This is a genomic window from Phormidium tenue FACHB-1050 (assembly GCF_014696925.1).
Lineage (GTDB): Bacteria > Cyanobacteriota > Cyanobacteriia > Pseudanabaenales > Pseudanabaenaceae > Pseudanabaena.
This window is the reverse complement of sequence record NZ_JACJQY010000027.1, coordinates 36,919-60,624: the sequence shown is the minus strand read 5'-3', so window position 1 is coordinate 60,624 and position 23,706 is coordinate 36,919. Positions and strand designations below refer to the sequence as shown.

General features: G+C 42.7%; 25 protein-coding genes. 13 read left to right on the top strand and 12 right to left on the bottom strand.

Features of this window, described 5'->3' with window-relative positions:
- Positions 1-26 precede the first annotated feature (26 nt).
- Positions 27-1,169: a cysteine desulfurase family protein gene (locus H6G05_RS16010; RefSeq protein ID WP_190579284.1), complete on the top strand. Its 1,143-nt coding sequence runs from the start codon at positions 27-29 to the stop codon at positions 1,167-1,169.
- Positions 1,170-1,257: 88 nt separating this feature from the next.
- Here H6G05_RS16010 and H6G05_RS16005 read toward each other — a convergent pair whose 3' ends face one another.
- A complete protein-coding gene (locus H6G05_RS16005; protein WP_190579282.1) occupies positions 1,258-1,647 on the bottom strand; it encodes a universal stress protein in 390 nt (129 codons plus the stop codon).
- Positions 1,648-1,997: 350 nt separating this feature from the next.
- On the opposite strand from H6G05_RS16005, the gene pnp reads away from it, so the two are divergent.
- The 3 genes from pnp (at position 1,998) to H6G05_RS15990 (ending at position 5,955) form a co-directional block, all read left to right on the top strand.
- The gene (pnp, locus tag H6G05_RS16000) at positions 1,998-4,142 is read left to right on the top strand and encodes a polyribonucleotide nucleotidyltransferase (RefSeq protein ID WP_190579280.1); all 2,145 of its coding nucleotides are present in this window, start codon (positions 1,998-2,000) and stop codon (positions 4,140-4,142) included.
- Between the two features lie 83 nt (positions 4,143-4,225).
- Positions 4,226-5,308 (top strand): nuclease-related domain-containing protein, encoded by a 1,083-nt coding sequence (locus tag H6G05_RS15995; RefSeq protein WP_190579278.1) that lies wholly within the window; start codon positions 4,226-4,228, stop codon positions 5,306-5,308.
- Between the two features lie 5 nt (positions 5,309-5,313).
- The gene (locus tag H6G05_RS15990; RefSeq protein ID WP_190579276.1) at positions 5,314-5,955 is read left to right on the top strand and encodes a Uma2 family endonuclease; all 642 of its coding nucleotides are present in this window, start codon (positions 5,314-5,316) and stop codon (positions 5,953-5,955) included.
- Positions 5,956-6,001: 46 nt separating this feature from the next.
- Here the strand turns inward: H6G05_RS15990 and H6G05_RS15985 are convergent, their stop codons facing one another.
- The 11 genes from H6G05_RS15985 to H6G05_RS15935 all read right to left on the bottom strand — a co-directional run bounded on the left by H6G05_RS15985 (position 6,002) and on the right by H6G05_RS15935 (position 15,798).
- Complete coding sequence (locus H6G05_RS15985) at positions 6,002-6,781, bottom strand: MlaE family lipid ABC transporter permease subunit (protein WP_190579274.1); 780 nt, start codon at positions 6,779-6,781, stop codon at positions 6,002-6,004.
- A gap of 288 nt (positions 6,782-7,069) precedes the next feature.
- Positions 7,070-7,567, bottom strand: coding sequence for a hypothetical protein (locus tag H6G05_RS15980; protein ID WP_190579272.1), 498 nt, complete (start codon positions 7,565-7,567; stop codon positions 7,070-7,072).
- Positions 7,564-9,021, bottom strand: a complete 1,458-nt coding sequence (gene dacB, locus H6G05_RS15975; protein WP_190579270.1) for a D-alanyl-D-alanine carboxypeptidase/D-alanyl-D-alanine endopeptidase — start codon at positions 9,019-9,021, stop codon at positions 7,564-7,566. Before dacB ends, H6G05_RS15980 begins: the two co-directional genes overlap by 4 nt.
- 94 nt (positions 9,022-9,115) lie before the next feature.
- On the bottom strand, positions 9,116-9,790 hold the full coding sequence (locus tag H6G05_RS15970; protein ID WP_190579267.1) for a methyltransferase domain-containing protein: 675 nt from the start codon (positions 9,788-9,790) through the stop codon (positions 9,116-9,118).
- Between the two features lie 2 nt (positions 9,791-9,792).
- Positions 9,793-11,364 (bottom strand): glycoside hydrolase family 3 N-terminal domain-containing protein, encoded by a 1,572-nt coding sequence (locus tag H6G05_RS15965; protein WP_190579265.1) that lies wholly within the window; start codon positions 11,362-11,364, stop codon positions 9,793-9,795.
- 43 nt (positions 11,365-11,407) lie between these two features.
- The gene (locus H6G05_RS15960; RefSeq protein WP_190579263.1) at positions 11,408-12,004 is read right to left on the bottom strand and encodes a GerMN domain-containing protein; all 597 of its coding nucleotides are present in this window, start codon (positions 12,002-12,004) and stop codon (positions 11,408-11,410) included.
- 85 nt (positions 12,005-12,089) lie between these two features.
- The gene (gene coaD / locus H6G05_RS15955; RefSeq protein ID WP_190579315.1) at positions 12,090-12,569 is read right to left on the bottom strand and encodes a pantetheine-phosphate adenylyltransferase; all 480 of its coding nucleotides are present in this window, start codon (positions 12,567-12,569) and stop codon (positions 12,090-12,092) included.
- Positions 12,570-12,739: 170 nt separating this feature from the next.
- A complete protein-coding gene (locus tag H6G05_RS15950; protein WP_190579261.1) occupies positions 12,740-13,384 on the bottom strand; it encodes a chorismate lyase in 645 nt (214 codons plus the stop codon).
- A gap of 84 nt (positions 13,385-13,468) precedes the next feature.
- Positions 13,469-14,296, bottom strand: coding sequence for a YaaW family protein (locus H6G05_RS15945; protein ID WP_190579259.1), 828 nt, complete (start codon positions 14,294-14,296; stop codon positions 13,469-13,471).
- Between the two features lie 132 nt (positions 14,297-14,428).
- Positions 14,429-15,082: a Uma2 family endonuclease gene (locus H6G05_RS15940; RefSeq protein WP_190579256.1), complete on the bottom strand. Its 654-nt coding sequence runs from the start codon at positions 15,080-15,082 to the stop codon at positions 14,429-14,431.
- 17 nt (positions 15,083-15,099) lie between these two features.
- Positions 15,100-15,798, bottom strand: coding sequence for a GntR family transcriptional regulator (locus tag H6G05_RS15935; RefSeq protein WP_190579254.1), 699 nt, complete (start codon positions 15,796-15,798; stop codon positions 15,100-15,102).
- Between the two features lie 486 nt (positions 15,799-16,284).
- Between H6G05_RS15935 and H6G05_RS15930 the strand changes: the two genes are divergently transcribed.
- The 9 genes from H6G05_RS15930 to H6G05_RS15890 all read left to right on the top strand — a co-directional run bounded on the left by H6G05_RS15930 (position 16,285) and on the right by H6G05_RS15890 (position 23,679).
- The gene (locus tag H6G05_RS15930) at positions 16,285-17,523 is read left to right on the top strand and encodes a Zn-dependent hydrolase (RefSeq protein ID WP_190579252.1); all 1,239 of its coding nucleotides are present in this window, start codon (positions 16,285-16,287) and stop codon (positions 17,521-17,523) included.
- A 437-nt stretch (positions 17,524-17,960) separates the two neighbouring features.
- A complete protein-coding gene (locus tag H6G05_RS15925) occupies positions 17,961-18,536 on the top strand; it encodes an Npun_F5749 family FMN-dependent PPOX-type flavoprotein (protein WP_190579250.1) in 576 nt (191 codons plus the stop codon).
- Positions 18,537-18,814: 278 nt separating this feature from the next.
- Positions 18,815-19,381: a sigma-70 family RNA polymerase sigma factor gene (locus H6G05_RS15920; RefSeq protein WP_190579248.1), complete on the top strand. Its 567-nt coding sequence runs from the start codon at positions 18,815-18,817 to the stop codon at positions 19,379-19,381.
- A 2-nt stretch (positions 19,382-19,383) separates the two neighbouring features.
- Complete coding sequence (locus H6G05_RS15915) at positions 19,384-20,202, top strand: anti-sigma factor (RefSeq protein WP_190579246.1); 819 nt, start codon at positions 19,384-19,386, stop codon at positions 20,200-20,202.
- A 437-nt stretch (positions 20,203-20,639) separates the two neighbouring features.
- Positions 20,640-21,041 (top strand): pentapeptide MXKDX repeat protein, encoded by a 402-nt coding sequence (locus tag H6G05_RS15910; protein WP_190579244.1) that lies wholly within the window; start codon positions 20,640-20,642, stop codon positions 21,039-21,041.
- Positions 21,042-21,150: 109 nt separating this feature from the next.
- Positions 21,151-21,657 (top strand): DM13 domain-containing protein, encoded by a 507-nt coding sequence (locus H6G05_RS15905; RefSeq protein ID WP_242025572.1) that lies wholly within the window; start codon positions 21,151-21,153, stop codon positions 21,655-21,657.
- Between the two features lie 7 nt (positions 21,658-21,664).
- Complete coding sequence (locus H6G05_RS15900; RefSeq protein ID WP_190579242.1) at positions 21,665-22,306, top strand: thioredoxin family protein; 642 nt, start codon at positions 21,665-21,667, stop codon at positions 22,304-22,306.
- 5 nt (positions 22,307-22,311) lie between these two features.
- The gene (locus H6G05_RS15895; protein ID WP_190579240.1) at positions 22,312-23,004 is read left to right on the top strand and encodes a cytochrome c biogenesis CcdA family protein; all 693 of its coding nucleotides are present in this window, start codon (positions 22,312-22,314) and stop codon (positions 23,002-23,004) included.
- Between the two features lie 90 nt (positions 23,005-23,094).
- The gene (locus H6G05_RS15890; protein ID WP_190579239.1) at positions 23,095-23,679 is read left to right on the top strand and encodes a cytochrome b/b6 domain-containing protein; all 585 of its coding nucleotides are present in this window, start codon (positions 23,095-23,097) and stop codon (positions 23,677-23,679) included.
- Positions 23,680-23,706 lie beyond the last annotated feature (27 nt).

The window sequence follows — 23,706 nt, the reverse complement described above, 5'->3', positions numbered from 1 at the left end:
TCTAGCGATTAAGATAAAATTGTTTTATGCAAATATACCTAGATCATGGCGCTACGACCCCTGCACGACCAGAAGTCATCGACTTGATGGCGGACGTGATGCGATCGCATTGGGGCAATCCCTCTAGCCTGCATGAGTGGGGCGAGCGCTCAACTATGGCGATCGAGCGATCGCGCTTACAAGTAGCTAGTTTGCTGAACGCTGATCCTGAAGGGATTATCTTCACGTCTGGCGGTACAGAATCAGACAATACGGTGATCATGGGAATTGCGCGGCAATACCGTACACCGCAGCACATGATCATTTCCTCGGTTGAGCATTCGGCAATACGGCTACCAGCCCAATATCTCGAACAACATGGCTGGGAAATCACCCGTTTACCTGTGGATCGCCAAGGTTGCGTTAATCCCAAAGATCTGGCTCAAGCCCTTCGTCCTAATACTGTACTGGTATCGATTATCGCCGCCCAAAATGAAGTTGGCACGATCCAGCCGATTGAGAAATTAGGGCAAATTTGTCGTAATGCTGATGTGTTATTCCATACGGATGCGGTGCAAGCGATCGGCAAAATGCCTATTGATGTGCAAGTTTTACCAATTGATCTTCTTTCACTTTCGGCTCACAAATTTTATGGATTGCAAGGGATCGGAGCGCTTTATATCAATCCACTCACAACTAAGAAGCGATCGCTAATTCCTTTAATCCAAGGCGGCGGACAAGAGCGTGGCTACCGTTCAGGCACACAGGCTGTTGCCGCGATCGCAGGTTTAGGTTTAGCTGCCGAACTTGCCGAGCAGGAATTAGCATCTGAATCAGCGCGGTTAACAAGATTACGAGATCGCCTATACGCATTACTTGCAGATATTCCTGATCTGATTCCTACAGGTGCGATCGCTTTAGAAAGATTGCCCCATCACCTCAGTTTTTATCACAAACATATCGATGGTCGGCGCTTAGTGCGCGAAATGAATTTCGCGGGGCTTGCCATCAGTTCAGGTTCGGCATGTAGTAGTGGCGCGATCGAACCAAGCCCGATCCTCTTAGAAATGGGATATTCACCAACGGAAGCCAGAAATAGTATTCGTCTCACCCTAGGTAAATCCAACAATGAAGCTGATATTGAATGGACATCCTTAGTAATACACCAAATTTTGAGCCGTCAATCGTAGAGGCAATTCATGAATTGCCTCTACGATTGGCTTACAGTCCTTTGCGCTCAAGCCAATATAAAAAAGGCGGCGCTTCGCGCCGCCTTTTTTAAGGAACAACCAACACTGGACAAGGCGAAAGATTAATCACTTTTTGGCTAACACTGCTGCCATCGGGATGCTCTTCGGTCAAACTCATTCCCCGCGAACCCATCACAATTAAATCGGCATTAATCTCATCAGCAAAGTCACAAATTACAAAAGCGGTTTTACCCTCAGCCATTTTGCTTTTAATCGTAATACCCACCTCCGCAAAGTAAGCCTCCATTTCTTTAATTAGTTCTTGAGATGAAGCGCGATCGCTGTCAGTAGCTTCAGGATCAGCAACTGATAATACATATAACTGCGCCTGATATTTTTGAATGAGATCGATCACTATGGCTACAGCTTGGCGGGTTTCTTGACTTCTGTTTAAAGGAAATAAAACAGTTTTAAACATAATTCCTACCTAGCACAGCAATTTAGATATGAGATTGTAAACTCAAGAAATTTTTCTTTCTTGACTTCATTGTAGTAAGTAAAAGAGCCTGACAATATTTAAATTTCTTAATTTTTAACATGCGATCCTGCAATTTATAGCAACGCAAGAGATAGTTAGAGATGAGTGGCGCGGCAAAGCCGCGCCACTAAATTGCTGGATCGCCTTTATGGTCGATTAGAAGTACCTACAAAGCGTATATCTTCATTTTTTGTAGCGATCGCGCTTAACAAACGACAGACCCTACTACATCAGTGCTAACATTGCGAGATATATAACGAGAAAAAAGTCAAAACGGAAGTAGATTATAGATGGATGCCGTAACAAAAATTATCCCTTTTTATGGCAGGGAAATTAAATTAAGAATTGGCACTTTTGCACCCCAAGCTGGCGGCTCAGTATTAGTCCAGTGCGGAGAGACTGCAATCTTAGTGACAGCGACCAGAGGTCCTGCTCGTGACGGTGTAGATTTTGTACCACTGCTGGTTGATTATGAAGAGCGTCTGTATGCAGCAGGTCGGATTCCAGGTGGATTCTTGCGTCGTGAAGGTAGACCACCCGAAAAGGCAACTCTCACTTGCCGCCTAATCGATCGCCCCATGCGTCCTTTATTCCCCAATTGGTTGCGTGACGATGTACAGATTGTTGCCACAACGATGGCGATCGATGAAAAAGCACCACCCGATGTTTTAGCGGTAACTGGTGCATCGATCGCTGCGTTAATTGCAGGGTTACCATTTATGGGGCCAATGGCTGGTGTGCGTGTTGGTCTAGTCGGCGATGAATTTATCATCAATCCTACCTATGCAGAAGTTGAGGCAGGTGACCTTGATCTGGTAGTTGCTGGTACTGCTGAAGGCATCATCATGGTGGAAGCTGGGGCTAATCAACTGCCCGAAGCTGACATGATCGAAGCGATCGACTTTGGTTATGAAGCCGTACTGGAGCTCATCAAAGCTCAACTTGACTTGCTGCAAGAGTTAGGACTCGCTCTCCCCGAAATCGTTAACCCTGTAACCGATCCCACCCTAGAAAACTTTATTGCCAATACGGTTAAAGATAAAGTTGCACAAGTAGTTGCTAGCTGCGAAAAAGATCGCAATGTACGCGATGCGGCTCTTGATGCAATCAAGGCTGAGCTTTTAGAAGCGATCGCTGCCTTGCCAGAGGAAGATCCAGTGAAATTGGTTGCTGACAAGAAAGTAATCAGTGCCACTTATAAAGATCTCACCAAAAAGCTGATGCGATTGCAGGTAATCGAGCAGAACGTGCGGATTGACGGACGCAAACTCGATGAAGTGCGCCCGATCTGGACAGAAGTAAGTGTCATTCCTCGCGTCCATGGTAGCGGTTTATTCAATCGTGGATTGACCCAAGTATTGACGATCGCCACCCTTGGTACACCTGGTGATGCACAGGAAATGGACGATTTGCATCCTGATGCGAAGAAGCGCTATATGCACCACTACAACTTCCCACCCTACTCAGTTGGTGAGGCACGACCAATGCGATCGGCTGGTCGTCGCGAAATAGGACACGGTGCATTAGCTGAACGCGCTCTTTTGCCCGTCCTACCCTCCAAAGCTGAATTCCCCTATGTTCTGCGCCTAGTATCGGAAGTCTTATCTTCTAACGGCTCGACCTTGATGGGTTCAGTCTGTGGTTCTACCCTTGCACTGATGGATGCAGGTGTACCGATCTCCAAACCTGTAAGTGGTGTGGCGATGGGCTTGATCAAAGAAGGCGATGAAGTTCGCATTCTCACCGATATTCAAGGTATTGAAGATTTCCTTGGCGACATGGACTTCAAGGTTGCGGGTACGGATACAGGTATCACCGCCCTGCAAATGGACATGAAGATCACTAGCATCTCTATGGATACAGTGCGTGCAGCCGTGATGCAAGCTAAGACTGGTCGCGCTCACATCATGGGCAAGATGTTGGAATTGCTCTCTGCACCAAGACCGCAACTCTCTCCCTATGCACCACGCTTACTCACGATTCGCATCGATCCTGAACAAATCGGCATGATCATTGGTCCTGGTGGGAAGAACATCAAGGGCATTACCGAAGAGACTGGAGCCAAGATCGACATTGAAGATGATGGCACTGTCATGATTTCGTCGATGAGTGGCGAAGGTGCTCTCAAAGCCAAGCGGATCATCGAAAACATGACTCGTCGCGTTGGTTCAGGCGATGTCTATCTCGGTAAGGTCACCCGCATTATTCCGATTGGTGCATTTGTGGAGTTCCTCCCTGGTAAGGAAGGAATGGTGCATATTTCTCAATTGGCGGAAGGTCGTGTGGGCAAAGTCGAAGATGAAGTTGCCGTTGGTGATGAAGTCTTGATTAAAATCCGTGAAGTTGACAATCGCGGACGCTTTAACCTGACTCGTTTGGGTATTCATCCTGATGAAGCTGCTGCTGCTCGTGCTGCCGCCGCATCTGCTGAATAAATTTCAAAAAAGGGTGGATGCGCGAAGCGCATCCACCCTTTTTTGTTAAAAGTTTAAAAGTGTTTTGGGGGTTTCAGAAAATTATGATTATTAAAGAGCTAGATCCTATTGAAACAAATGATCCGTTGCTACAAGCGGGATTTCGTGCCGAATCTCAGTTAGCTTTTTATCTCAAACGTGAGTTTAAGGACGATCCGCTGTTTCTAATTTTTAATAATTTACGTTTTGAAAAAGCGGGGGATGCTTGCCAAATTGATCATTTAGTTCTGCATCGATATGGAATGATCATCATCGAGAGTAAAAGTGTGACAACTCGTGTTGAGGTGAATGAACTCGGCGAGTGGAAGCGTTGGTTTAATAATGCTTGGCAAGGAATGCCTTCACCCATTTTGCAAGCTCAAAGACAGGGAAAGTTTATCAAGGATTATTTAGAGTCTAATGTTGAGACGCTACTAAATAAGGTACTTTTTACGATGCAATCTCATTTTACAAAGATGCCTATCGACGTATTAGTTGCCATTTCCGACTCTGGCATCATTAATCGTCCCAAAAATGACAAGTTAAATAATGTGTGCAAAGCCGATCAAATCCCTGATAAAGTCAGAGAAATCGTGTCTGAATATCGCAAAATTGATAGCTTATTAACCTTTAGTTTAAAATCCGCCTATCTATTTGACATGGATGAAGTTCCAAGAATTAGTGTTTTTTTGTTGGCAAATCATACGCCATTAAAGGTTAAGGCTAAGTTGAATGATGTGAGTAATACGCCAATAACTTCTACTCCCATCAGTTCGCCAGTTAAAAATCCTTCAATTTCTAAACCGATCACCACAGACAAACCAGTATCACAGCCGAAAAAGATTATTCCTATCACTCCAAACAAACATCAGCAATCAGACATTAGCCATAAGCCAATAATCAAAACCGCGAAGCCGACTTCAACAAACACTTGTTCCCATTGCCAAAGTCCAAATCTATTGATCGCCTATGTTCACAGTTACTTTTTTAAATGTAACGATTGCGGTAAAAATACGGCAATTAAAAATATCTGTACATCCTGTGGCGATCGCGCCAAGATTAGAAAAAGTGGTTTGCAGTTCTTTAGTGAATGCGAAAAATGTGGCAATTCCCAGTTATTTCATACTAATCCCTCGACAAATAGGTGATCAAAATGAGCATAACAACTCCTATAAAGGCGATCGCCCTTAGTGCTGGTAGTCGAATTAGCATCCCCAACCTAACATGGCAAGACTTTGAGCAAATTCTTGTAGATGCAGGCGAAAAGCGCAACACCCGCATGACTTACTACAGAGGAACTCTAGAAATTATGTCGCCCCTCGCTTTGCATGAACGTCCCCATCGGATTATTGCCGATATTGTGAAAGCCATTTTAGAAATGCAGGAGCGTGATTGGGAAGACTTCGGCTCTACTACCTTCAAACGTCCAGACATCGCTGGAGTTGAGCCAGATACTTGCTTTTATATTCAAAATGCTGACCTTGTGCGCGATTGTACCAATATGGACTTATCCATTTATCCACCGCCAGATTTAGCAATTGAGTCAGATGTCACCTCAAAAACTGCTCTCAAAGCTTACGAATCGATCCTTGTGCCTGAAGTCTGGATTTATAGCAATTGCAAGTTAACCATTCACATTCTGCAAAGCGATCGCTATGTTGCAACAGATAACAGCCTAGTGTTTCCAGATTTATCTATAACTGAGTTGATTCCTCCTCTAGTAGAGCAAGCAATCAAACTCGGAACCAGTAGAATGCTCCGCGTCCTAAAAGCCCAATTAAGATCCAAGCAATGACTTATATCAAAAAACCACGCAAAGCGTGGCTTTTTTGATAGATTCACTATGAACCCGTTAGACTTGAGCTAATACCTTGAAAGAACGCCCACGATAAAAAGAAATTACTGATAAAGATCGCCAGTAAAGCAGTAACAACTGCGGTAGTAGTGGACTCACCCACTCCTTTTGCGCCACCTGTGGTGGTTAAGCCCCAAGTCGTACCGATCGCCGCAATTAAAACTCCAAAAATACTGGATTTGATTAGCGCAGCAATTAAATCCCAAGGTTTGAGTAAATTCTGCACAGAATTTAAAAACATATTGTAAGGAATTGCGTACATGGCTTGAGATAAAAATAAGCCACCTGCCATACCTGTTAAGAATCCCAGAATTGTGAGCACAGGTAGCATGAGCAAACAAGCGATCGCGCGAGGTGTTGCCAGATAATCAACAGGATTTGTGCGTAAAATGTAGAGTGCATCAATTTGCTCAGTTACTTGCATTGTGCCAATTTCCGCAGCAAAAGCTGAACCCACACGTCCCGCAATAATTACGGCTGTAAGTACAGGGATTAACTCACGGGCTAAGGCGATCGCCAAAATCCCACCAATCGCTTGTTGTGCGCCGAAGTTAATAAATTCTCGCGCCACTTGAATTGTAAAGACAGCACCAACAAAGGAAGCCGTAATCAAGGTGATCAGCAGTGACTCTGTACCAACTATCGACATTTGCTCGATCGTGTTACGCCAATGGAAGCGGCGATAGATCAAAACATGGGTGATGATTTGTCCGATCAGTAAACAACTTTGTCCAAGCTTAATTAGCCAACTGCCAAAATTTCCCATGTTTTCAATTTCCTATATCACCACTGACAAGCGATAAACAATTGTTATTTTTTTATCGTAGCCTTCGCAATTATAGCCATAGCTACTTGCATTATGAAAGATATAGTTGTCACCCAAGAAGAGAATGGCGGCGCGAAGCGCCGCCATTCTCTTCTTATAGCTGTCGCTATTCTAAAAGCCAAATAGTGTGAGGCGGCGCTTCGCACCGCCTCACACTATTTGGCTTTTGATTTGTCCTCATACAGGTGGCTATAGCTATAAGAAGTGCCGATTTGAATGCAATATATGTTAGCTTTTGTTGGGAAAAAGATGGAGCGTCCAATTGCAGGGTTGCTGGAGATCACCAAATCGACCACTTACCCAATACCAGAGCGTGAGTCGAGTAGGAAAAAATCCAATTACGAGAAAATGCTTGTCTGGAGTGGTTGCACCATATCTAAGTCCGTCAGTGAGTTTAACCTTCCAAGGCGTATCACTATCCTTAACCAATAGCTGAGAACGATAATAGAGGTCGATGTCTTTGTATTGCAAAGGCAAAGCAAAGATAGAGTAAACATGATGTTCACCGCGCCAAGGTTCGGCAACAACTTTGATCGGGTGAAATATTAAACTACTAGAATTACTTGAGTTATCTGTCATTGTTGGACATAGAGCAGGATTGGTCTCAAATGAAGGTGTTGACGAAGGGGCTTGTATCGACCAAATAATCACTGCAAGAATAGTTCCTATGGTTAAAGATGAAGCAGCAATGAATAAGAATTTGTTTTGAGTAGACCAGTTTTTCATTCACAGGTTTCAAGGCGCGTTAATAGTAAGGCAATCTCATCGACATACTTTTGTAACTCTTTTGATGAAAGATTACTGTTATTAATGATGATACTGAAAATAACTTCGCGATAATTTTGAGGATTAGCGTAGCCTGACAACACAATTGCGCCTGATAGTGTTCCAGTCTTGGCTTGAAGTAGACTTTGCGCTGAAGTATTTTTAAATCGATTGGTCAATGTCCCATCAACATTGGCGATCGCTAAGGATTGACGGAAATTGCGATCGCCAGCAACAGTTTGTAGAAGTTGGACGATCGCTTTTGGTGTAGTTAAATTATGACGTGATAGTCCAGAGCCATCAGCTAGAGAAACTTGAGTAGCTGAAATATTCATTGACTGTAGATACTTGTTAATAGCGATCATCCCGCCCCTAACGCTGTCATCGGGACTAATTTCATGAAGGCGATCGCCTAAAGCTCTTAGTAACAACTCAGCGTAAAGATTATTACTATCTTTGTTGGTGGTAATAATTAATTGCGAGATTGGTGGAGAAAGATTAATCGCTAGATCTTTGATGGGCGGAAGCTTTTCTACAGTAGTGATATTTGAGGAGACTTCAATACCTTGAGCAGTTAATTCTTGGCGTAATAAATCTAGAAAATTAGCCTCAGGATCAGGAATAGCAACCCCGCCGAGTTCGGGTCTTGAGTCTTCAGGAATTTGCCCCGTAATGATCAATAGATTCTGACCATAGGGACGTTCAACTTTTAAACTATAGGGAGAATCTGCACTAGCTGTGGTTGCTTGATTTTGGACGCGCCAATCTCTAGCCATTTCAGGATTGTCCCATGTAAAGATGGCAGGTTTTCCAGCAGTATCGGGACTAACTGTCCAATAGAGAGAGTTTTCATTGATTGTGAAAGGAGAGGCGATCGCCGCATAGTAATGTTGTAGATCTGACCATTCCCAGCTATCCGCAAATTCCGCGCCTCTACGGGATGTCAATGTCCAAATGCCACCATTGATCCGCTTTACTCCTTTCTTCTTGAGTTGGCTGACTAATGATTTTAAGTTAGTCCCTGAGTTAAAACTAGGATCTCCTGATCCTATTAGCCATAGTCCGTTTTCTAGTTCTCCTTTGGCGTTTGGCAGATCATTTGACATCAAACGTGTCGCAAATTGATAGTTAGCTCCCAATGTTTTTAAAGCGATCGCCGTTACAAATAGTTTGGCATTTGAGGCGGGGATGAAGTAGCGATCGCCATCAAGATTAGCTAATGTTTGGGGATTAGGTGAATTAGTTTGGACATATACACCAACTCGAGCTGGTTTTAATTTAGGCGATTGAGCAACTTTTTCTACTTCTTTTTGTAGTTGGGCAGAACAAACACGATTACTATTAGCCTGAGCAGGAACAGCCGTAATTAGAGAAATTACAACTAGAGTAATCTTGGTAAATATTGTATTTCTCAATGGACAAACTGGCTAGAACAAGAGTGACAAAAGATTAACACAAAAAACAATAAAAAACATTACAAGGCTTTATCCAGAAAATATTTAGGATAATCTAATTATCTAAAATCCATAGATAAATTCTATGTTCGTAATTGCCTACCTTAACTTTCTCAATTTGATCAGGAGGTAAATCTCCTAATTCATATTCATGGGAAACTACTCTTGTTCCTCTCTTTAATCTAGGCAAAATTTCAGAGCGTACTCGTAGATTTGCCTGTGGTAGAAGATAAAGTGTAATTACAGTAGCGTCACTTAAATCAGCTTTAAAAAGATCTTGTTTAATAAATTTAATGCGATCACGAATTTCTGGTGTTTGGGCGATCACGGCTTTTGATTCTCGATCTGATTCCCTAATTAACTCAGGATCAATCTCAATACCGATCGCCTTTGCTCCAAATTTCTGGGCCGCAGTAATCACAATTCGACCATCACCACTTCCCAGATCATAAACAACATCATTCTTATTAACCTTTGCCATTTCCAGCATTTTTAGCACTACTTCTGGCGGCGTTTGTACATAAGGAGCATCAGGAATACGCTCTGGCTCACTATCTTTAGTCGCTATGGGAGAAATCGGTGGCAATGTTTTTTTGTCTGTTTGACTTGCTAAGGGATCACTTGTCGATGACAAATTATTAAACATCAAAGAATTGCAAGCCAATAATGTTGATGAAGTGAGGGCAGCAATCAACACAAACCTCAAGATCAATCTCAATAAAGTTGCCATATTTAGCTTTGTTCAAAACCCAATTTTTGTAAAACAGCTTCCTGTGACTCTGGCTGTTGACTATAGGCGAAACCCCAAGGCATTTGGATTGGTAATAGAGGCAACAATCGATCTAGTGAGTAGGGACTGCCATAGAGAACTACTGCTTGCAATTTATGTTCTAATGTCAGCTCTGTCACTAAAATTTGAATTTTTTCATGCAGATTGGTGTTGCCACGAAATGGATTACCCCGACTAAAGATTTGGATAAATATTTGAGAGAATTGGTCATATTTTAGATTTGCCAAGGTCAATCCATCCGCCACTATACGCTGATAGCCTTTGTTCTTTGGCAGTAACACCGCAGGCGATCGCGAGTTGAGAAATTCTTCACAAGTTAACGGATCATCAACAATAATTAAGTTCAGATAATTTGCTTCGATGCGTTCTTTGACAGTACTAGATTGCAAATTTGGGATGGAGGAATAAACATTTATTGATTTTGTGGCGATCGATTTGGCAATTCCTAGATTCAGCGGATTACCTAATTTTTTGAGGTTAGGAGAAATACCACAAACTTTTTGTTTCGCTTTCCATATCCTTTGAACTGAGGCTCGAATTTGATCGCGATCTATTTCCTTTGATTCCACAGCTTCGCAGATTGCATGAATTGTGGCGATCGGGTCGATAGGCATTAGCAAAATATCCACGCCAGCCTTTACAGCTTGGACAGCGATCGCTTCAGGGCTACCCAAATTCGCCACACCTGACATAATTAGCGCATCGGTGGTAATTAGTCCCTCAAAGCCTAACTCGTTCCGCAAAATTCCCGTAATAATATGGTGTGACAAGGTGGCGATATTATGACGATCAAAGGCTGGCACTAAAATATGTGCGCTCATAATTGCATCCACTCCCGCCGCGATCGCATTGATAAATGGCGGAAACTCCACATTCTCAAATCTCTGGCGATCGTGGGGGATCATTGGTGTTTGTAAATGCGAATCTACCGATGTATCGCCATGTCCTGGAAAATGCTTGGCAGTTGTCAACACAGGATATTGCTTGGCTCCTGCGATGAATCCTCGCGTTGCTCCCATCACTTCGCCGACAGTAATCCCAAAAGCTCGCACATTAATAACAGGATTGTCAGGATTGTTATTGACATCAACAATCGGTGCAAGCACCCAATTGAGTCCAATCGCCAAGGCTTCCTCGGCAGTAATTTTGCCCATCGCCTCCGCATATTTCATCGAAACTGATTGCAAAGCCATCGGTGGTGGGAACCATGTTGCACCACTAAAGCGTTGTCCTACACCCTCCTCAATATCAGCAGCAATCAACAACGGAATCTTAGCCCACGACTGCATCTGCTGGGTTCTAAGGGCAATTTCTGGCGCACTACCTCCGAGTAAAATTACACCGCCAACTCCATATTCACTAATCAGAGTTTGTAATTTTGTGTTGTTCAACTCCCACTGCGGATACTGGATCTGATGATCGTAAAGCATTCCACAGGTGCGAACTACCACCATTTGAGAAACTTGCTCAATGAGGCTAAGGCTGTCAATATCAGGCAAGTTGATTGGCAACATAATTAACTAAAATTAGGACTAAGCACGGAGATGCGAAGCATTACTAAAACTCTAGGGCGAAATCTTTGCGGGTCATTGGCTGAGGTACTTCTAAACCTTCACCGCCGATATATTTTAATGGTTTACCTTCAACGGACAAATAAACTTTCGCATCAGGTTCTAAAGTCGTGGCAGTGTATAAAACCTGAATGATCCTTCCCTGCATCGAAGCTGAGCCACCACCTTTAGTGAAATCTTGGGATAAATTAATGCGAATTTCCTTGTTTTTTGATGTTGAACTTAAGACTTTCGTGCTTTCAGGAATAGCACTGTAAAGTTCGGTTTCAGGTGGTTTTTCGGTAATCAACATGTTAATTACTGAAGAGATCGCCTCGTCATTGCTTTTAGCTTTAACGGCGATCGGTACAGCGATCAGTTTATTTTTACTAGACTCAATCCAGTACACTGCTAATTGCCCATCAACGGCTCTAGTTGCAGAGGGCGATTGGGTTACTTGGTTGACCGAAGCTGGGGCTGATGATTGGGGATTAGGCTGATTATTAAAAGTGCCATGTACTAACACCGCCGCCCCAGAACCACCGATAACTGCCGATGCCACCAACCCAAACCAAGTACTTTTGCTTAAACTTGGAATTTTCATAATTTTGCTCTTCAACGCTGATTAAGTTTGCATGATTCTTGACGCAAAATAATGCGAATTAGCTCCTTAATCTATTTTATAGCAGTTAGCTCTGCTGAAATTTGTGTCTTAAGGCGATCGCTACTTCTGGCGTGACTAAATGTCCAATTTCACCGCCAAAACGGGCAATTTCACGCACTACGCTACTACTCAAAAAACTATATTCGTTAGAAGTAGATAAAAAAACTGTCTCGATATCATTTGCCAAAGTCTTATTGGTATGCGCCATTTGCAATTCCAACTCAAAATCAGAAACTGCGCGTAATCCTCTAATTAAAACCTGTGCTTGCTTGAGATGAGCATAGGTAACAGTTAATCCCGTAAAGGTATCAACATCCACATTATTTAAGTGCTGCGTCGCTTCACGGATCTGAAGCATCCGCTCCTCCATAGTAAATAGAGGATTTTTATTAGGATTGCGTAAAACGGCAACAATCACGCGATCAAACAGATGACTGCCGCGTTTAATAATATCAAGATGCCCAAAGGTAATCGGATCGAAACTACCTGGATAAATGGCAATCAATGCAGTCACCGAGTCGCTACAGACTGCGATTATAACAGCGCTTTGCGCTCAAATCCAAACCAAGAAAATTTTTAAAAGCGTTGCTTCGCAACGCTTTTAAAAATTTTCTTGTGGTTCGTTTGATGAGTAATTGCTTTAAGAATAAACCACTCGCAAAGCTTGGTTTATTCTTAAAGGCTACTGGAGCCGAGATATTTACCGATCGCTGGTGAATAAATTTCATAGAGCATGGTGATCGGTTCGCCACCATGCCATAACAAATAATGTCTAGCCCAATAGGTATCAACCTCAGGATAGCCAAATGCTTTCGCCAAATTAGGACAAGCCCCCTTATAAATACCCTTGAGATCGCGATAAAGCTCGGTATATTTTTGGTTGAGGCTGACCCAGATCGGTAGAGACGGATCTTTTAAATATTTTTGCATTGCCGCCTCTGACCACCAAGATGTCGCATGGGAGAAGATTTCCCCCGTTTGTTGCGATCGCAAAAAGATTTGGCGGCGAATCCGTGGCGAAGCAATCAATGAAATATCCGAAGGCGCATTATCATCATCGTCCCCAATATTCGTCATCGCAAGCACTTCAACCGAGATATCCGATTGAGTTAGTAGTTGTAAATGTCTGGTCGGCGCTCCATCGCCCATCAAGAACATTTGCCAAGTGGGAGACAGTAAATTAAAGGGCAAACCTTTACGAATATCAGCTTCGCTGCCCTGCCACATTGGTTCTTCGATACGATTCCACGCGGAAATACTTTCCCCGTTGAGAGATTGAGAGTCAGGAATTTGAATGCTTTGAGCAGATGAGATAGTCATACAGGATTTCTCTTAACAATCCGTAACATATTCTCTATTGTAGTCTTAAACAAAAAGAAACGCGCGTAGCGCGTTTCTTTTTGTTTAAGACATTCTTAGTAATCTTATTTGAGCAACGATGAAGATGGCAGGAATAATCCGTCCGTAATTAGTGGCGATCGCCCGCCAGCCTAGATCTGCAAAAAACAAACCCCACAGCGCAGGTGTAATCACCGAAAATACAGTCCGCGCTGCCGTGTATTGCGTTGCCGCAACTGCCATACCGCGTTTTGCTAAATATGTTGATACATAGGCGTTTAATCTTGTAGCGATCGCTGTACCACCAGCCTTAAGCACCTCGTAACCAACTTGGTAAGACGCAAAATGCCATGCCATTTGTCGAGCGATCGCTGTGAGTACCGCCGAACGAATCACCGTACTAACGGCGATCGCGCTGCCACCTTTGACTAGCAAACTCATCGGGTTACGCTGAGCGTCAAGGGGCAAAGACTTTTGCAAATCTGACTCTGTGAGCGCGGCTTGCATCGAATCATCAATGGTCGATCGCTCTTGAGGCGAAAGTTTTTTCCACGAGTTGCTAATTAAATTCAGGAATAATTCTGATTCGATCTCTTCAATAGTTTGATTTTTGGAATATTTAATATTCAGATGCTGACATACGCGCTCTAGGACTTCGCGATAGCTGACATTGCTAGTTTTGCGTCGTAAAACCGTCAATCCATCGGCAGCTAGAAATCGAAAACGCTTAGCGATCGCTTCAATTAGTTCATCACGATCCCAGCTTTGTAATTCCTTAACTGGCGGAGTAGCAAAATAGTCAAGGGGATTGAACTTGCGCCGAAAGAGGATATCCGCTATTTGGTATAACTCCTCATCGGTCGCCAGTTCCAGAACATTGCTTAACTCGTCCATTGCCCCATCCATTGATTTGTAACGAACAGTATCTCAAGCTTACTTAAGCTTAAAAGATTCTAGTACTAATTACTCAAATCACAAAATTAGGCTTGGTGCATTTGTTTGTGTCATTTTGTTTTAGTTACAAATTCAAAGGATATCCAATACAGTTGAGCTTGAAGCTTGAAAAATTTGGTTAGCGGTGAGCGTTAATTCGGGGAAGGCTTGAGAAACAATACGCTCGGCATCACGAAACTGACTAACCTGATATTCGCCATCCACTAAATTACAAACAGAGATAGTCGGTAATTTGGGATTACCAATAAATTTACGTCCACCTAAAGCTGCATAGTCAACAATCCAATACTCAGGAATTCCCATTTCCTCATAATCAGCAAATTTTAAATAGTAATCATCTCGCCAATTGGTTGAAACAATTTCAATTACCAAAGGTATGGACGCACCATTACCGATAACAGACTCTTTTTTCCATAATTTTTCATTAACCAAATTGTCGCGATTCAGCACTAATACATCTGGCAAGTAGCCCGAATCTTTGCCTTCAGGTCTGACCAAAGTTTGACTGGGAATAACGTAAGACAAACCTAGTCGTTTAATTTCAAAGGCAACTTCTACATTTAAAAAGCCTTTAGCTTCTTCATGTTCTCCTACGGGTTGCGGCATTTCCGTAATATTTCCATTATGTAATTCGTACCGTACTCCAGAATTTTCAGGAAGCCAATCAATAAAAGCCTCGAAGGTCGTCACTGGAAGGATAGTTCTTGGCGATAAAGTTTGGGTCATAGCTTTAGCTTTGTTGATTAGCTCTGTTGATTTCGTAATTGCTCGATTTCGAGAATAACTCTGGCTTGACTGGACATTAAATGATTGGTGAGCGCTTCCAAAGCTTTTTTATGATCACGCTGCACGATCGCATCATAAATTTGACGATGCTCTGAGCGGATCTCTAAAACCTTGAGATTTTGCTGCACAGTCTGCATCCGCAATAGAGCCATCTTGTCAAATAGCTGATCCAGCAAAAGTGCTAACCAAGGATTACCAGAACATTCCGCGATCGCCCGATGAAATTGATAATCGATATGTAGTAATTGGTAACTAGTGAGTTGATTTGGTTGCTGGGCGATCGCTTTTTCGGCCTGTTGAACTGCCAAATCGATTTTAGCCAATTGCTCACTAGTGGCATTTTTGCAAGCCTCTAGTACTGATTCTTGCTCCAGTACCAAGCGACAACGGTAGAGATGTTTGGCATCAGCCGTTGAAAAACTAACCACACGCAGGTTGCCATTTTCATCAGCAACTACAAGTTGTTCTTGCTGCAACTGTTGTAGTGCTTCACGGATTGGAGTACGGCTAACTTGTAATTTTTCTGCAATTTGGGTCTCTACTAAACGTGAACCAGCTAAAAATTCCCCTGACAATATAGCTGAGCGCAAAACCTGATAGGTTTGCTCACGTAACGATTGAGAGCGTTGGATGGGACGAGGTGAAGAGAGCAACAATCAGAAATCTCCTAAAATCTGTATGAATAATTCTCTACGATTTTGACCATAAACATATCAGCCTAAATTATGAGAATTTTATTTAATTTGGATTAAAGTTTGCCTTACAGCAATGACTGTGACGATCAATGTCTCTACAGACAAAGGACTTAAAACCATTGTTCCGAGATTTTTAAAATATAGCGATCGCTATTTTATTGAAGCTTCAAAACCCAAAAGGTCGTTGCAATACCCTACACCGCTACACTTTTCTAGTTTTTTGGCTACAAATGTACGTTATATCAAAATACAAAATGGCAACGCCATTTCGTATTTTTAAAAGCCTTACGGTGTCTAGTTTTTAATTCACAAAAATGTGACAACACTTTTGTGAATTAAAAACGGCAGTGGCGAGAAATAAAACGTATATTAATCATAAGTATGTGTATACAGTATATTGTATTCATAAGCTAGTACTTAATATATCTTCAAGGAATAATCTGAGACATGATAGCGCTACTCCCCAAACTCGCGATCAATTGCGATCGGCTTGCTCGCAGTCTTGCTGAGCTTGCAGAAATTGGCAGGTTGCCCAATGGTGGGGTATGTCGGCTCGCTTTTTCAAAAGAAGACATTCAAGCACGCGCATTAGTGACATCTTGGATGCAAGAAGCTGGAATGTCAGTGCGTAGTGACGCAGTTGGAAACATTATTGGTACTTATGCTGGAACAGAATCAGAAGCAGCTTTGGCGACAGGCTCTCACATCGATACCGTACCCGTTGCAGGACGCTACGACGGTTGCTTGGGCGTTTTGGCGGGAGTCGAAGTGGCGCGAGTGTTGCAGGAAAATCAGGTGCGGTTGCGTCATCCCTTTGAGGTAATAGTTTTTTCTGACGAAGAAAATAGTGTGATTGGCTGTAAAGCGATCGCAGGCAATGCACCTACTGATCCTGAGCGTTACCGCCGCAAAGATGGCACGTCAATTCAAGATTGCTTAAAAAATGTTGGTGGTGATTGGGAAAAGCTGCATACCGCCAAACGCGATCGCCATGAGATCGCCGCTTTTATCGAACTCCATGTGGAGCAAGGTGGTGTACTGGAAGCATTGGATAAACAAATCGGTGTGGTGACAGGGATTGTCGGTCAATATCGCTTCATGGTGACAATTATCGGTCGCCCAAATCATGCAGGGACAACACCGATGCATATGCGAAAAGATGCTCTTGTGGCGGCTTCTCAACTCGTCCTCGCCATCAATCGTCTCGGTGTTGAAACAGAAGGTGAACAAGTTGCAACAGTGGGACATATGACAGTGTCACCTAATGCTACTAATGTTGTGCCTGCGCGAGTGGATATGAGTATTGATTTGCGTGACCTCTCCGAAGAAAATCTCCTATATTTAATCGATCAGATTGAAAAAGAATGTGATGCGATCGCTCGAATCACAGGTACAGAAATTAGCATTGAGCAGAAACTTCATGTACTACCAACTCCAGCTAAACCTGAGCTGATGGAGGCGATCGCCAATGTTTGCCAAGAACTCAAACTTAGTTATGACTATCTACCCAGTCGTGCAGGACATGACGCACAAGAGATTGGTCGCTTTACGGATATGGCGATGATTTTTGTACCAAGTCGTGATGGTATTAGCCATTCTCAAGATGAATATACTTCTCCTGAACAATGCGCTCAAGGAGCGAATGTTCTGTTGCATACACTTTTAGCGATCGATAAATTGGTGTAAATTACATCATTTTTCTCTTTTTAAAAAATTAAAAGAGAACCGATTTTGTGTAGTGTGGCTCCACACTACACAAAATCGGTTCATATAGCAAAGCAAGTTTTACTTGGGACATAATACCAAAACACAAAATGGCTACGCCATTTTGTGTTTTTAAAACCCTTACTGGGTTTGGTTTTCAATTCACAAAAGTGTTGCTACATTTTCGTGAATTGGTATAAAACCCCAGAATCGAGTGGCGGCGCGAAGCGCCGCCACTCGATTCTGGGGTTTTGGTTTGTAGTAGTTAACTCTTTTTTTGCTATAGCGTAGTCGATATTAGTAGGGTGATTTTTATGATTTTTGCCGCATCTGCTAAAGTTAAGGCTCAGTTTTAGTCATCGGACTATAACAAGTGGCTTGGCAAGCTTAACCCTCTCATTAGTCATCCAAATGGTTTTATGTGGCGATCGCATCTAGCTCGAAGTTTACATCAGCACCGCAACCAACCCGAAGCAAGATTTTTGCAACTTGCCACGATTGATTTGGATCAGCGCCCTCGCAATCGGACAGTCGTATTTCGTGGGTTTCTCGAAAATAGCGATCGCTTTCAAGATTGTCTAAAAATCATTACCGACTCCCGCAGTCAAAAGATTGAGCAAATTAAAGCTAACCCTTGGGCGGAGGTCAGTTGGTATTTCACGAAAACGCGATCCCAATTTCGGATACTTGGCAAACTGCTATTAATTGATAGTAAATATCCAGACTTAGAATTACAACAGGCGAGAACATCGACATGGCAATCTCTCTCAGAAGCCGCCAGAATCCAGTTTACATGGGCGCATCCCAGAGAGCCGAGAGTTGATTTTCTAGAAATAGCACCACCCGATCCCTCCCAACCACTAGATACTTTTTGTTTACTCTTGCTCAATCCCACCGAATGCGATCGCCTCGAATTACGCGGATCTCCCCAAAATCGCTGGATCTATCTACGGGATGAGCAAGGAAATTGGCAAGAGCGAGAAGTTAATCCATAACTGTAGTTTGTATGATTAGCCCCGCACTCAAGTGCTACCGTGTACACACAAGTCACCAAGAACTCAAATTCTTGGCTAAAAGCTAAAGTCATCTAAAGATGCCTGAAAATGACTGAACAAAATCAACCCGTTTTAACGGGTTGCGTAGAAATATTCCTTAGTCTGCTTCAGCAGACTTGAGCTTTTAGCCCGCACTTGAGTGCAGAGCTAAGGTTGATAACTCATCCGTTCCAGCTTAAGATGCGTATGTATAGTAATGATGCGTATTTACTCTCGCTATGAAACTCTCCGAGCAACCCGATGTAGAAATACTGCAAGCTTGGCGATCGGGAAGCAGTCAAGCTTTTGGCATCTTCTATGATCGCTACGGTGAGTTGGTTTACCGCCTATCATTAAGGATCTTAGGCAGTCCCCAAGAAGCGGAAGACCTCACCCAAGAGATCTTCATTTTGCTCAGTCGCAATAGTACTTACGACAATAAGCGAGGTTCGATCGCCACTTTTTTGACAGTCTTGACCCGATCGCGAGCGATTGACCGCATTCGTAAAACGCGATCGCAACAGCAACATCTCCAAAAATGGGAACAGGGAATTGCTTCAGAACTCGACATCAGAACCTCATCTCTCATGGAAAATGCGTCACTAGCCGAACGTTCAGAAAAAGTAAAATTAGCCCTAGCCAAGTTACCTGACAAACATCGTCAAGTATTAGAAATGGCATATTTTGATGGACTTAGCCAATCTGAAATTGCTAAAATGCTAGGTACTCCATTGGGGACAGTCAAGTCTTGGGCGCGAAATGGATTGATTCGACTGAGAGAATGTTTGCAGGATACGTTGGAGTGATTATGACTACACCACAAAATAAATATCCCCATGAATGGGAAGAACTATTAGCAGGATATGTATTGGGAGATCTTGATCCTGAAGAAGTTATCGAGATGCATAAAATTATCCTAGAGCATCCAGAAATAGTCACAAAAATTGATCACTTTCAAGAAACGTTAGCAATGCTGCCTCTGGGCTTGAGCGAAACTTATCCAGATAAAAATCTACGCGATCGCATTGCGTCGCAAGCTATCCCGATAACCGTTGAGAATCTGTTAACAGATCCCTTAGATCCATCGATAGACTCCTTAAGCAATCCCTTAACACCAATTATTAATCAATCGCCTCGCCGTAGAAATCTCTGGAAATTAGCCGCGATTGGTTTAAGTAGTATTGGTGCGATCGCGCTAATTGCTCTTGGTTTTGACAATTATCAAATGCGTCAACAAATTGCCTCCAATCAAATCGAATTACAAAAACATAGCGCAACAATTGCGATGTTGCAAGGTTCCGACAATCGCATGATCTCGCTCAAAGGGATGGGTGCAATTCCTGCGGCTTCTGGAAGTGTGATGATAGCGCCCACTGAAAAAACTGCGATGATCAGCATTCAGAATCTGAGGCAAATTCCCCAAGAAAATAGTTATCGACTTTGGGCGATCGTTGATGGTAAAAAGGTTGATTGCGCTCAGTTCCGTCCTGATGAGCAAGGCAAAGTCTTTATGAAGGTTCCATTAGCTAGCGCTCTTAAGCAGTCTACAACATTAATTATTACGATTGAGCCAAACCAAGATATGCCCGAACCCACAGGGGAAATGGTAATGAAAGGAGAAGTTTAGCACTGAATTAGCCAAGAACTCAAGTTCTTGGCTAAAAGCTAAAGTCAGCTAAAGATGACTAGGTAAATAAAACCCAAACCAGCAGAATTTTTGTAAAGGTTTAGCTTCGCAAAACCCTTACAAAAATTCTGGTGGTTCGTTTGATCAGTAATGGCTGTAAAACAAGTCAATCCGTTTCAACGGGTTTTAGCTTTTATAGCTGCCGTCGATTGTGTTAGGAAAAAAGCAAAACCCAAGAAGAGAATGGCGGCGCTTCGCGCCGCCATTCTCTTCTTGGGTTTTATGTCCTCATACACTTGGCGACAGCTATAGCTCGCACTTGAGTGCAGAGCTAACTTTAAAATTACTTCATCCAATTAGCTAACTCATCCGTATATCCAATAAGTAAACCTCGAAAGGATTACTTCACATCACTTTTTGGAAGAGAGCTTACAACAATGAACTATAGATTTATTGGACTTATTGCTGGTTTGGCTTTGACTGCTGGAATTGTTTCATGTTCCGCTACATCCACCACACCTGAAGCAACTCCCGCCACTCAATCTACTCCCGAGACCAAACCTGCTGACGCGATGAAAAATGATGCCATGAAAGGCGACGCGATGAAGGATAAGTCTGGCGATGCGATGAAGAATGATGCCATGAAGAACGATGCCATGAAAAGTGACGCGATGAAAAGCGATACCATGAAGAATGATGCCATGAAGGATAAGTCTGGCGATGCCATGAAGAATGATGCCATGAAAAGTGACACGATGAAGAGTGATGCAATGAAGAATGACGCGATGAAAAGCGATGCTATGAAGGATGGAAGACCTGCTGAATCTCCTAAGCCATAGTCTAGTTTTCATCTTTACTGAGTTAAGAATTACAGATTAATTACAAAATTTGGGGAGCAATTGATGAATTGCTCCTAATGTAAATTACAAACAAAAAACCTATCTATTTATGATTACTAAAAATTTGAGTCTAGCTACTGCGGCTGTAGTTTTGATGTTGGGATGTGCTTCTATCCCAACCAACGCCCCAAAAAGCTCTCAAGCAGAGGCAAGTTCTACACCAATTGCCTCTGCTTCTAAAGAAACCAATACAAAAGCCAATACCAAATTGCGATCTGGCAGTTTTATCAGTGGTGAGCATACCACTAATGGCAAGGCAAGTATTATTCAAGAAAATGGAAACTATTTTATTGAACTTGACCAAACTTTTAAGACTTCAGAGAATGGTCCAGACCTATTTGTGGTTTTGCATCGATCGCCAAATATTCTGAACGTGTCCAAGCCACCTGACTATGCGATCGCTGAAGGAGACTATGCATTGATTGCTCCCCTCAAGAGTTTCAATGGGAAGCAACGCTATGAAATTCCTAAGGATATTCAGATCGACAATTACCAATCCATAGCGGTTTGGTGTCGTAAGTTTAATGCTACTTTCGGGTTTGCTCCTTTGTCTTGAGGCTAGTATGGACAAGAGTTTATTGCGTCGTCGTCGATTGTTAACCTATGCAGGTTTAGGGGTTTTGGGATTAGGAAGTACAGCGATCGCCACTCAAATTGGTTCTTCAAAAATCTCTAACCCAATTAATCCTAAAATCTCCATAGAAATAGTTCCTGTGTCTGATCTTCCTAAATCCAATAATCCTGATGAGGCGATCGCTTCTGCTAATTCGAGTAGTCAACAACTACCAGAATTCCAAGGGATTTCCCAATGGCTAAATTCCAATCCTCTGTCAATTCAAGATTTAAAGGGAAGTGTTGTGATGATTCAGTTTTGGACTTTTGGCTGTATCAACTGTCAACGCACATTGCCCTATGTGACGCGATGGCATAAACAGTATGCTGCTAAGGGCTTAAAGATAATCGGTGTGCATACACCAGAGTTTGCCTTTGAACGTGATGTCAATAACATCAAAAATGCCATGCAGAAACATGGTATTAACTACACAGTGGCTCTGGATAACGAGTTCAAGACTTGGAAAGCCTATGGGAATGAATATTGGCCGCATCTTTATTTAGCCGATCGCGAAGGCAAATTACGATATGATCACATCGGCGAAGGCGCTTATACGCAAACAGAACAAACAATCAAACAATTATTGGGATAACCGCGATGGGACTCACTCCTTTAGCGATCGCCTTAGCGATTTTGGGTGGTTTATTGACGGCTTTTTCGCCCTGTATTTTGCCCATTTTACCCATCCTGATTGGGCGATCGCTCCAAACCCATCGCTATGGCCCCGTTGCCTTGGTCGCAGGAACTATGAGTGGATTTGCGATCGCAGGCAGTTTGCTTGGCGTTGCTAGCATCTGGCTGACAGATTTAGCAAATTTCATACGGATTATGGCGATCGCATTCCTATTGATTTTAGGTATTCTCTCAATTTTCCCGAAGTTAAATTATCTGTTGCTATCCAAGTTGCCACTGCCTAAGTTTAAGCATACAAATAGAGTAAACCTAATTGGGGAATTCCTTTTAGGTTCTCAACTAGGTTTGTTATGGACTCCCTGTGCGGGTTCAGTGTTAGGTAGTATTCTCGTCTTAGCTGTTGCCGAGCAGCAGGTTTTTAGTGCTTTCATTCTATTATTATTCTACGGACTTGGCGCAGGTATTCCGATGTTGATCATCGCTTATGCTAGCCGATATTTTAGTAAGTCTTTTTTGCGGTTACGTTCTCACAGTCAGCTTTTACAGAAAATCGGTGGCTTGCTGATCTCCATGACTGCGATCGCCATTATTCTGGGCTGGGATGTCAAAATTCAACTTTGGTTAGCGCCTTTCTTCCCACCATTATTTGATCTGTAGGAAGCTATTTTTTGGTGCGGCTTCGCCTCACCAAAAAATAGCTTCCTACGACAATTAGCAACCAAAATCCACTAAATCAAGGTTCTTGTTATGAGTCCAAAAACTGCTCCCGCTCCCAAACAAGCCATATTTGTGAAGTCATTCCATTTCATTAATCTGATTGCGCTAATACTAATGACAGCCAGTGGGTTGCAAATTTATAATGCTAATCCTGTATTTGGAGGCCGTGCAGGATGGCGTTTTCCTAAAGAGTTACTCTTGGGTGGATGGCTAGGTGCAGGTCGCAATTGGCATTTTGCTTCCATGTGGCTTTTCTCCATGAGTTTACTCATCTATGGCATTTATATTTTTATCACGCGCCGATGGAAGCATCGTTTTGCTTCTGACAAAGATATTCAAGCGCTCCAAGCCAAAAATCCTAAGCGCAAAAATTATGCTTGGCATCGTCTTGCTTATACTGCAATCATTCCCATTCTGCTGTTAGCTATTCTCTCTGGGTTATGCATGTACAAACCTGTACAGTTTGCATGGATTTCAGGATTATTTGGTAGTTGGCAAAATCTCCGTGTTGCTCATTTTCTAACAATTCCAATTGTGCTGATTTTTGCGATCGCTCATATCTTTCTATCCTTTAAAGTGGGTGGTTTAAAAATGATTCGCTCAATGTTTATTTAGCTAATAGCTTTTAGTTTTTAGCTTTTG

Excerpts from the sequence above, each read along its gene's own strand:
- H6G05_RS16010 (WP_190579284.1), top strand. The coding sequence starts at position 27 with ATGCAAATATACCTAGATCATGGCGCTACGACCCCTGCACGACCAGAA.
- H6G05_RS15905 (WP_242025572.1), top strand. The coding sequence starts at position 21,151 with ATGATTACTAAAAATTTGAGTCTAGCTACTGCGGCTGTAGTTTTGATG.
- H6G05_RS15985 (WP_190579274.1), bottom strand. The coding sequence starts at position 6,781 with ATGGGAAATTTTGGCAGTTGGCTAATTAAGCTTGGACAAAGTTGTTTA.
- H6G05_RS15910 (WP_190579244.1), top strand. The coding sequence starts at position 20,640 with ATGAACTATAGATTTATTGGACTTATTGCTGGTTTGGCTTTGACTGCT.
- pnp (WP_190579280.1), top strand. The coding sequence starts at position 1,998 with ATGGATGCCGTAACAAAAATTATCCCTTTTTATGGCAGGGAAATTAAA.
- H6G05_RS15920 (WP_190579248.1), top strand. The coding sequence starts at position 18,815 with ATGAAACTCTCCGAGCAACCCGATGTAGAAATACTGCAAGCTTGGCGA.
- H6G05_RS15950 (WP_190579261.1), bottom strand. The coding sequence starts at position 13,384 with ATGACTATCTCATCTGCTCAAAGCATTCAAATTCCTGACTCTCAATCT.
- H6G05_RS15995 (WP_190579278.1), top strand. The coding sequence starts at position 4,226 with ATGATTATTAAAGAGCTAGATCCTATTGAAACAAATGATCCGTTGCTA.
- H6G05_RS15970 (WP_190579267.1), bottom strand. The coding sequence starts at position 9,790 with ATGGCAACTTTATTGAGATTGATCTTGAGGTTTGTGTTGATTGCTGCC.
- H6G05_RS15900 (WP_190579242.1), top strand. The coding sequence starts at position 21,665 with ATGGACAAGAGTTTATTGCGTCGTCGTCGATTGTTAACCTATGCAGGT.
- H6G05_RS15890 (WP_190579239.1), top strand. The coding sequence starts at position 23,095 with ATGAGTCCAAAAACTGCTCCCGCTCCCAAACAAGCCATATTTGTGAAG.
- H6G05_RS15925 (WP_190579250.1), top strand. The coding sequence starts at position 17,961 with ATGTGGCGATCGCATCTAGCTCGAAGTTTACATCAGCACCGCAACCAA.
- H6G05_RS15915 (WP_190579246.1), top strand. The coding sequence starts at position 19,384 with ATGACTACACCACAAAATAAATATCCCCATGAATGGGAAGAACTATTA.
- H6G05_RS15990 (WP_190579276.1), top strand. The coding sequence starts at position 5,314 with ATGAGCATAACAACTCCTATAAAGGCGATCGCCCTTAGTGCTGGTAGT.
- H6G05_RS15930 (WP_190579252.1), top strand. The coding sequence starts at position 16,285 with ATGATAGCGCTACTCCCCAAACTCGCGATCAATTGCGATCGGCTTGCT.
- H6G05_RS15965 (WP_190579265.1), bottom strand. The coding sequence starts at position 11,364 with ATGTTGCCAATCAACTTGCCTGATATTGACAGCCTTAGCCTCATTGAG.
- H6G05_RS15895 (WP_190579240.1), top strand. The coding sequence starts at position 22,312 with ATGGGACTCACTCCTTTAGCGATCGCCTTAGCGATTTTGGGTGGTTTA.
- H6G05_RS16005 (WP_190579282.1), bottom strand. The coding sequence starts at position 1,647 with ATGTTTAAAACTGTTTTATTTCCTTTAAACAGAAGTCAAGAAACCCGC.
- H6G05_RS15960 (WP_190579263.1), bottom strand. The coding sequence starts at position 12,004 with ATGAAAATTCCAAGTTTAAGCAAAAGTACTTGGTTTGGGTTGGTGGCA.
- H6G05_RS15945 (WP_190579259.1), bottom strand. The coding sequence starts at position 14,296 with ATGGACGAGTTAAGCAATGTTCTGGAACTGGCGACCGATGAGGAGTTA.
- H6G05_RS15940 (WP_190579256.1), bottom strand. The coding sequence starts at position 15,082 with ATGACCCAAACTTTATCGCCAAGAACTATCCTTCCAGTGACGACCTTC.
- H6G05_RS15980 (WP_190579272.1), bottom strand. The coding sequence starts at position 7,567 with ATGAAAAACTGGTCTACTCAAAACAAATTCTTATTCATTGCTGCTTCA.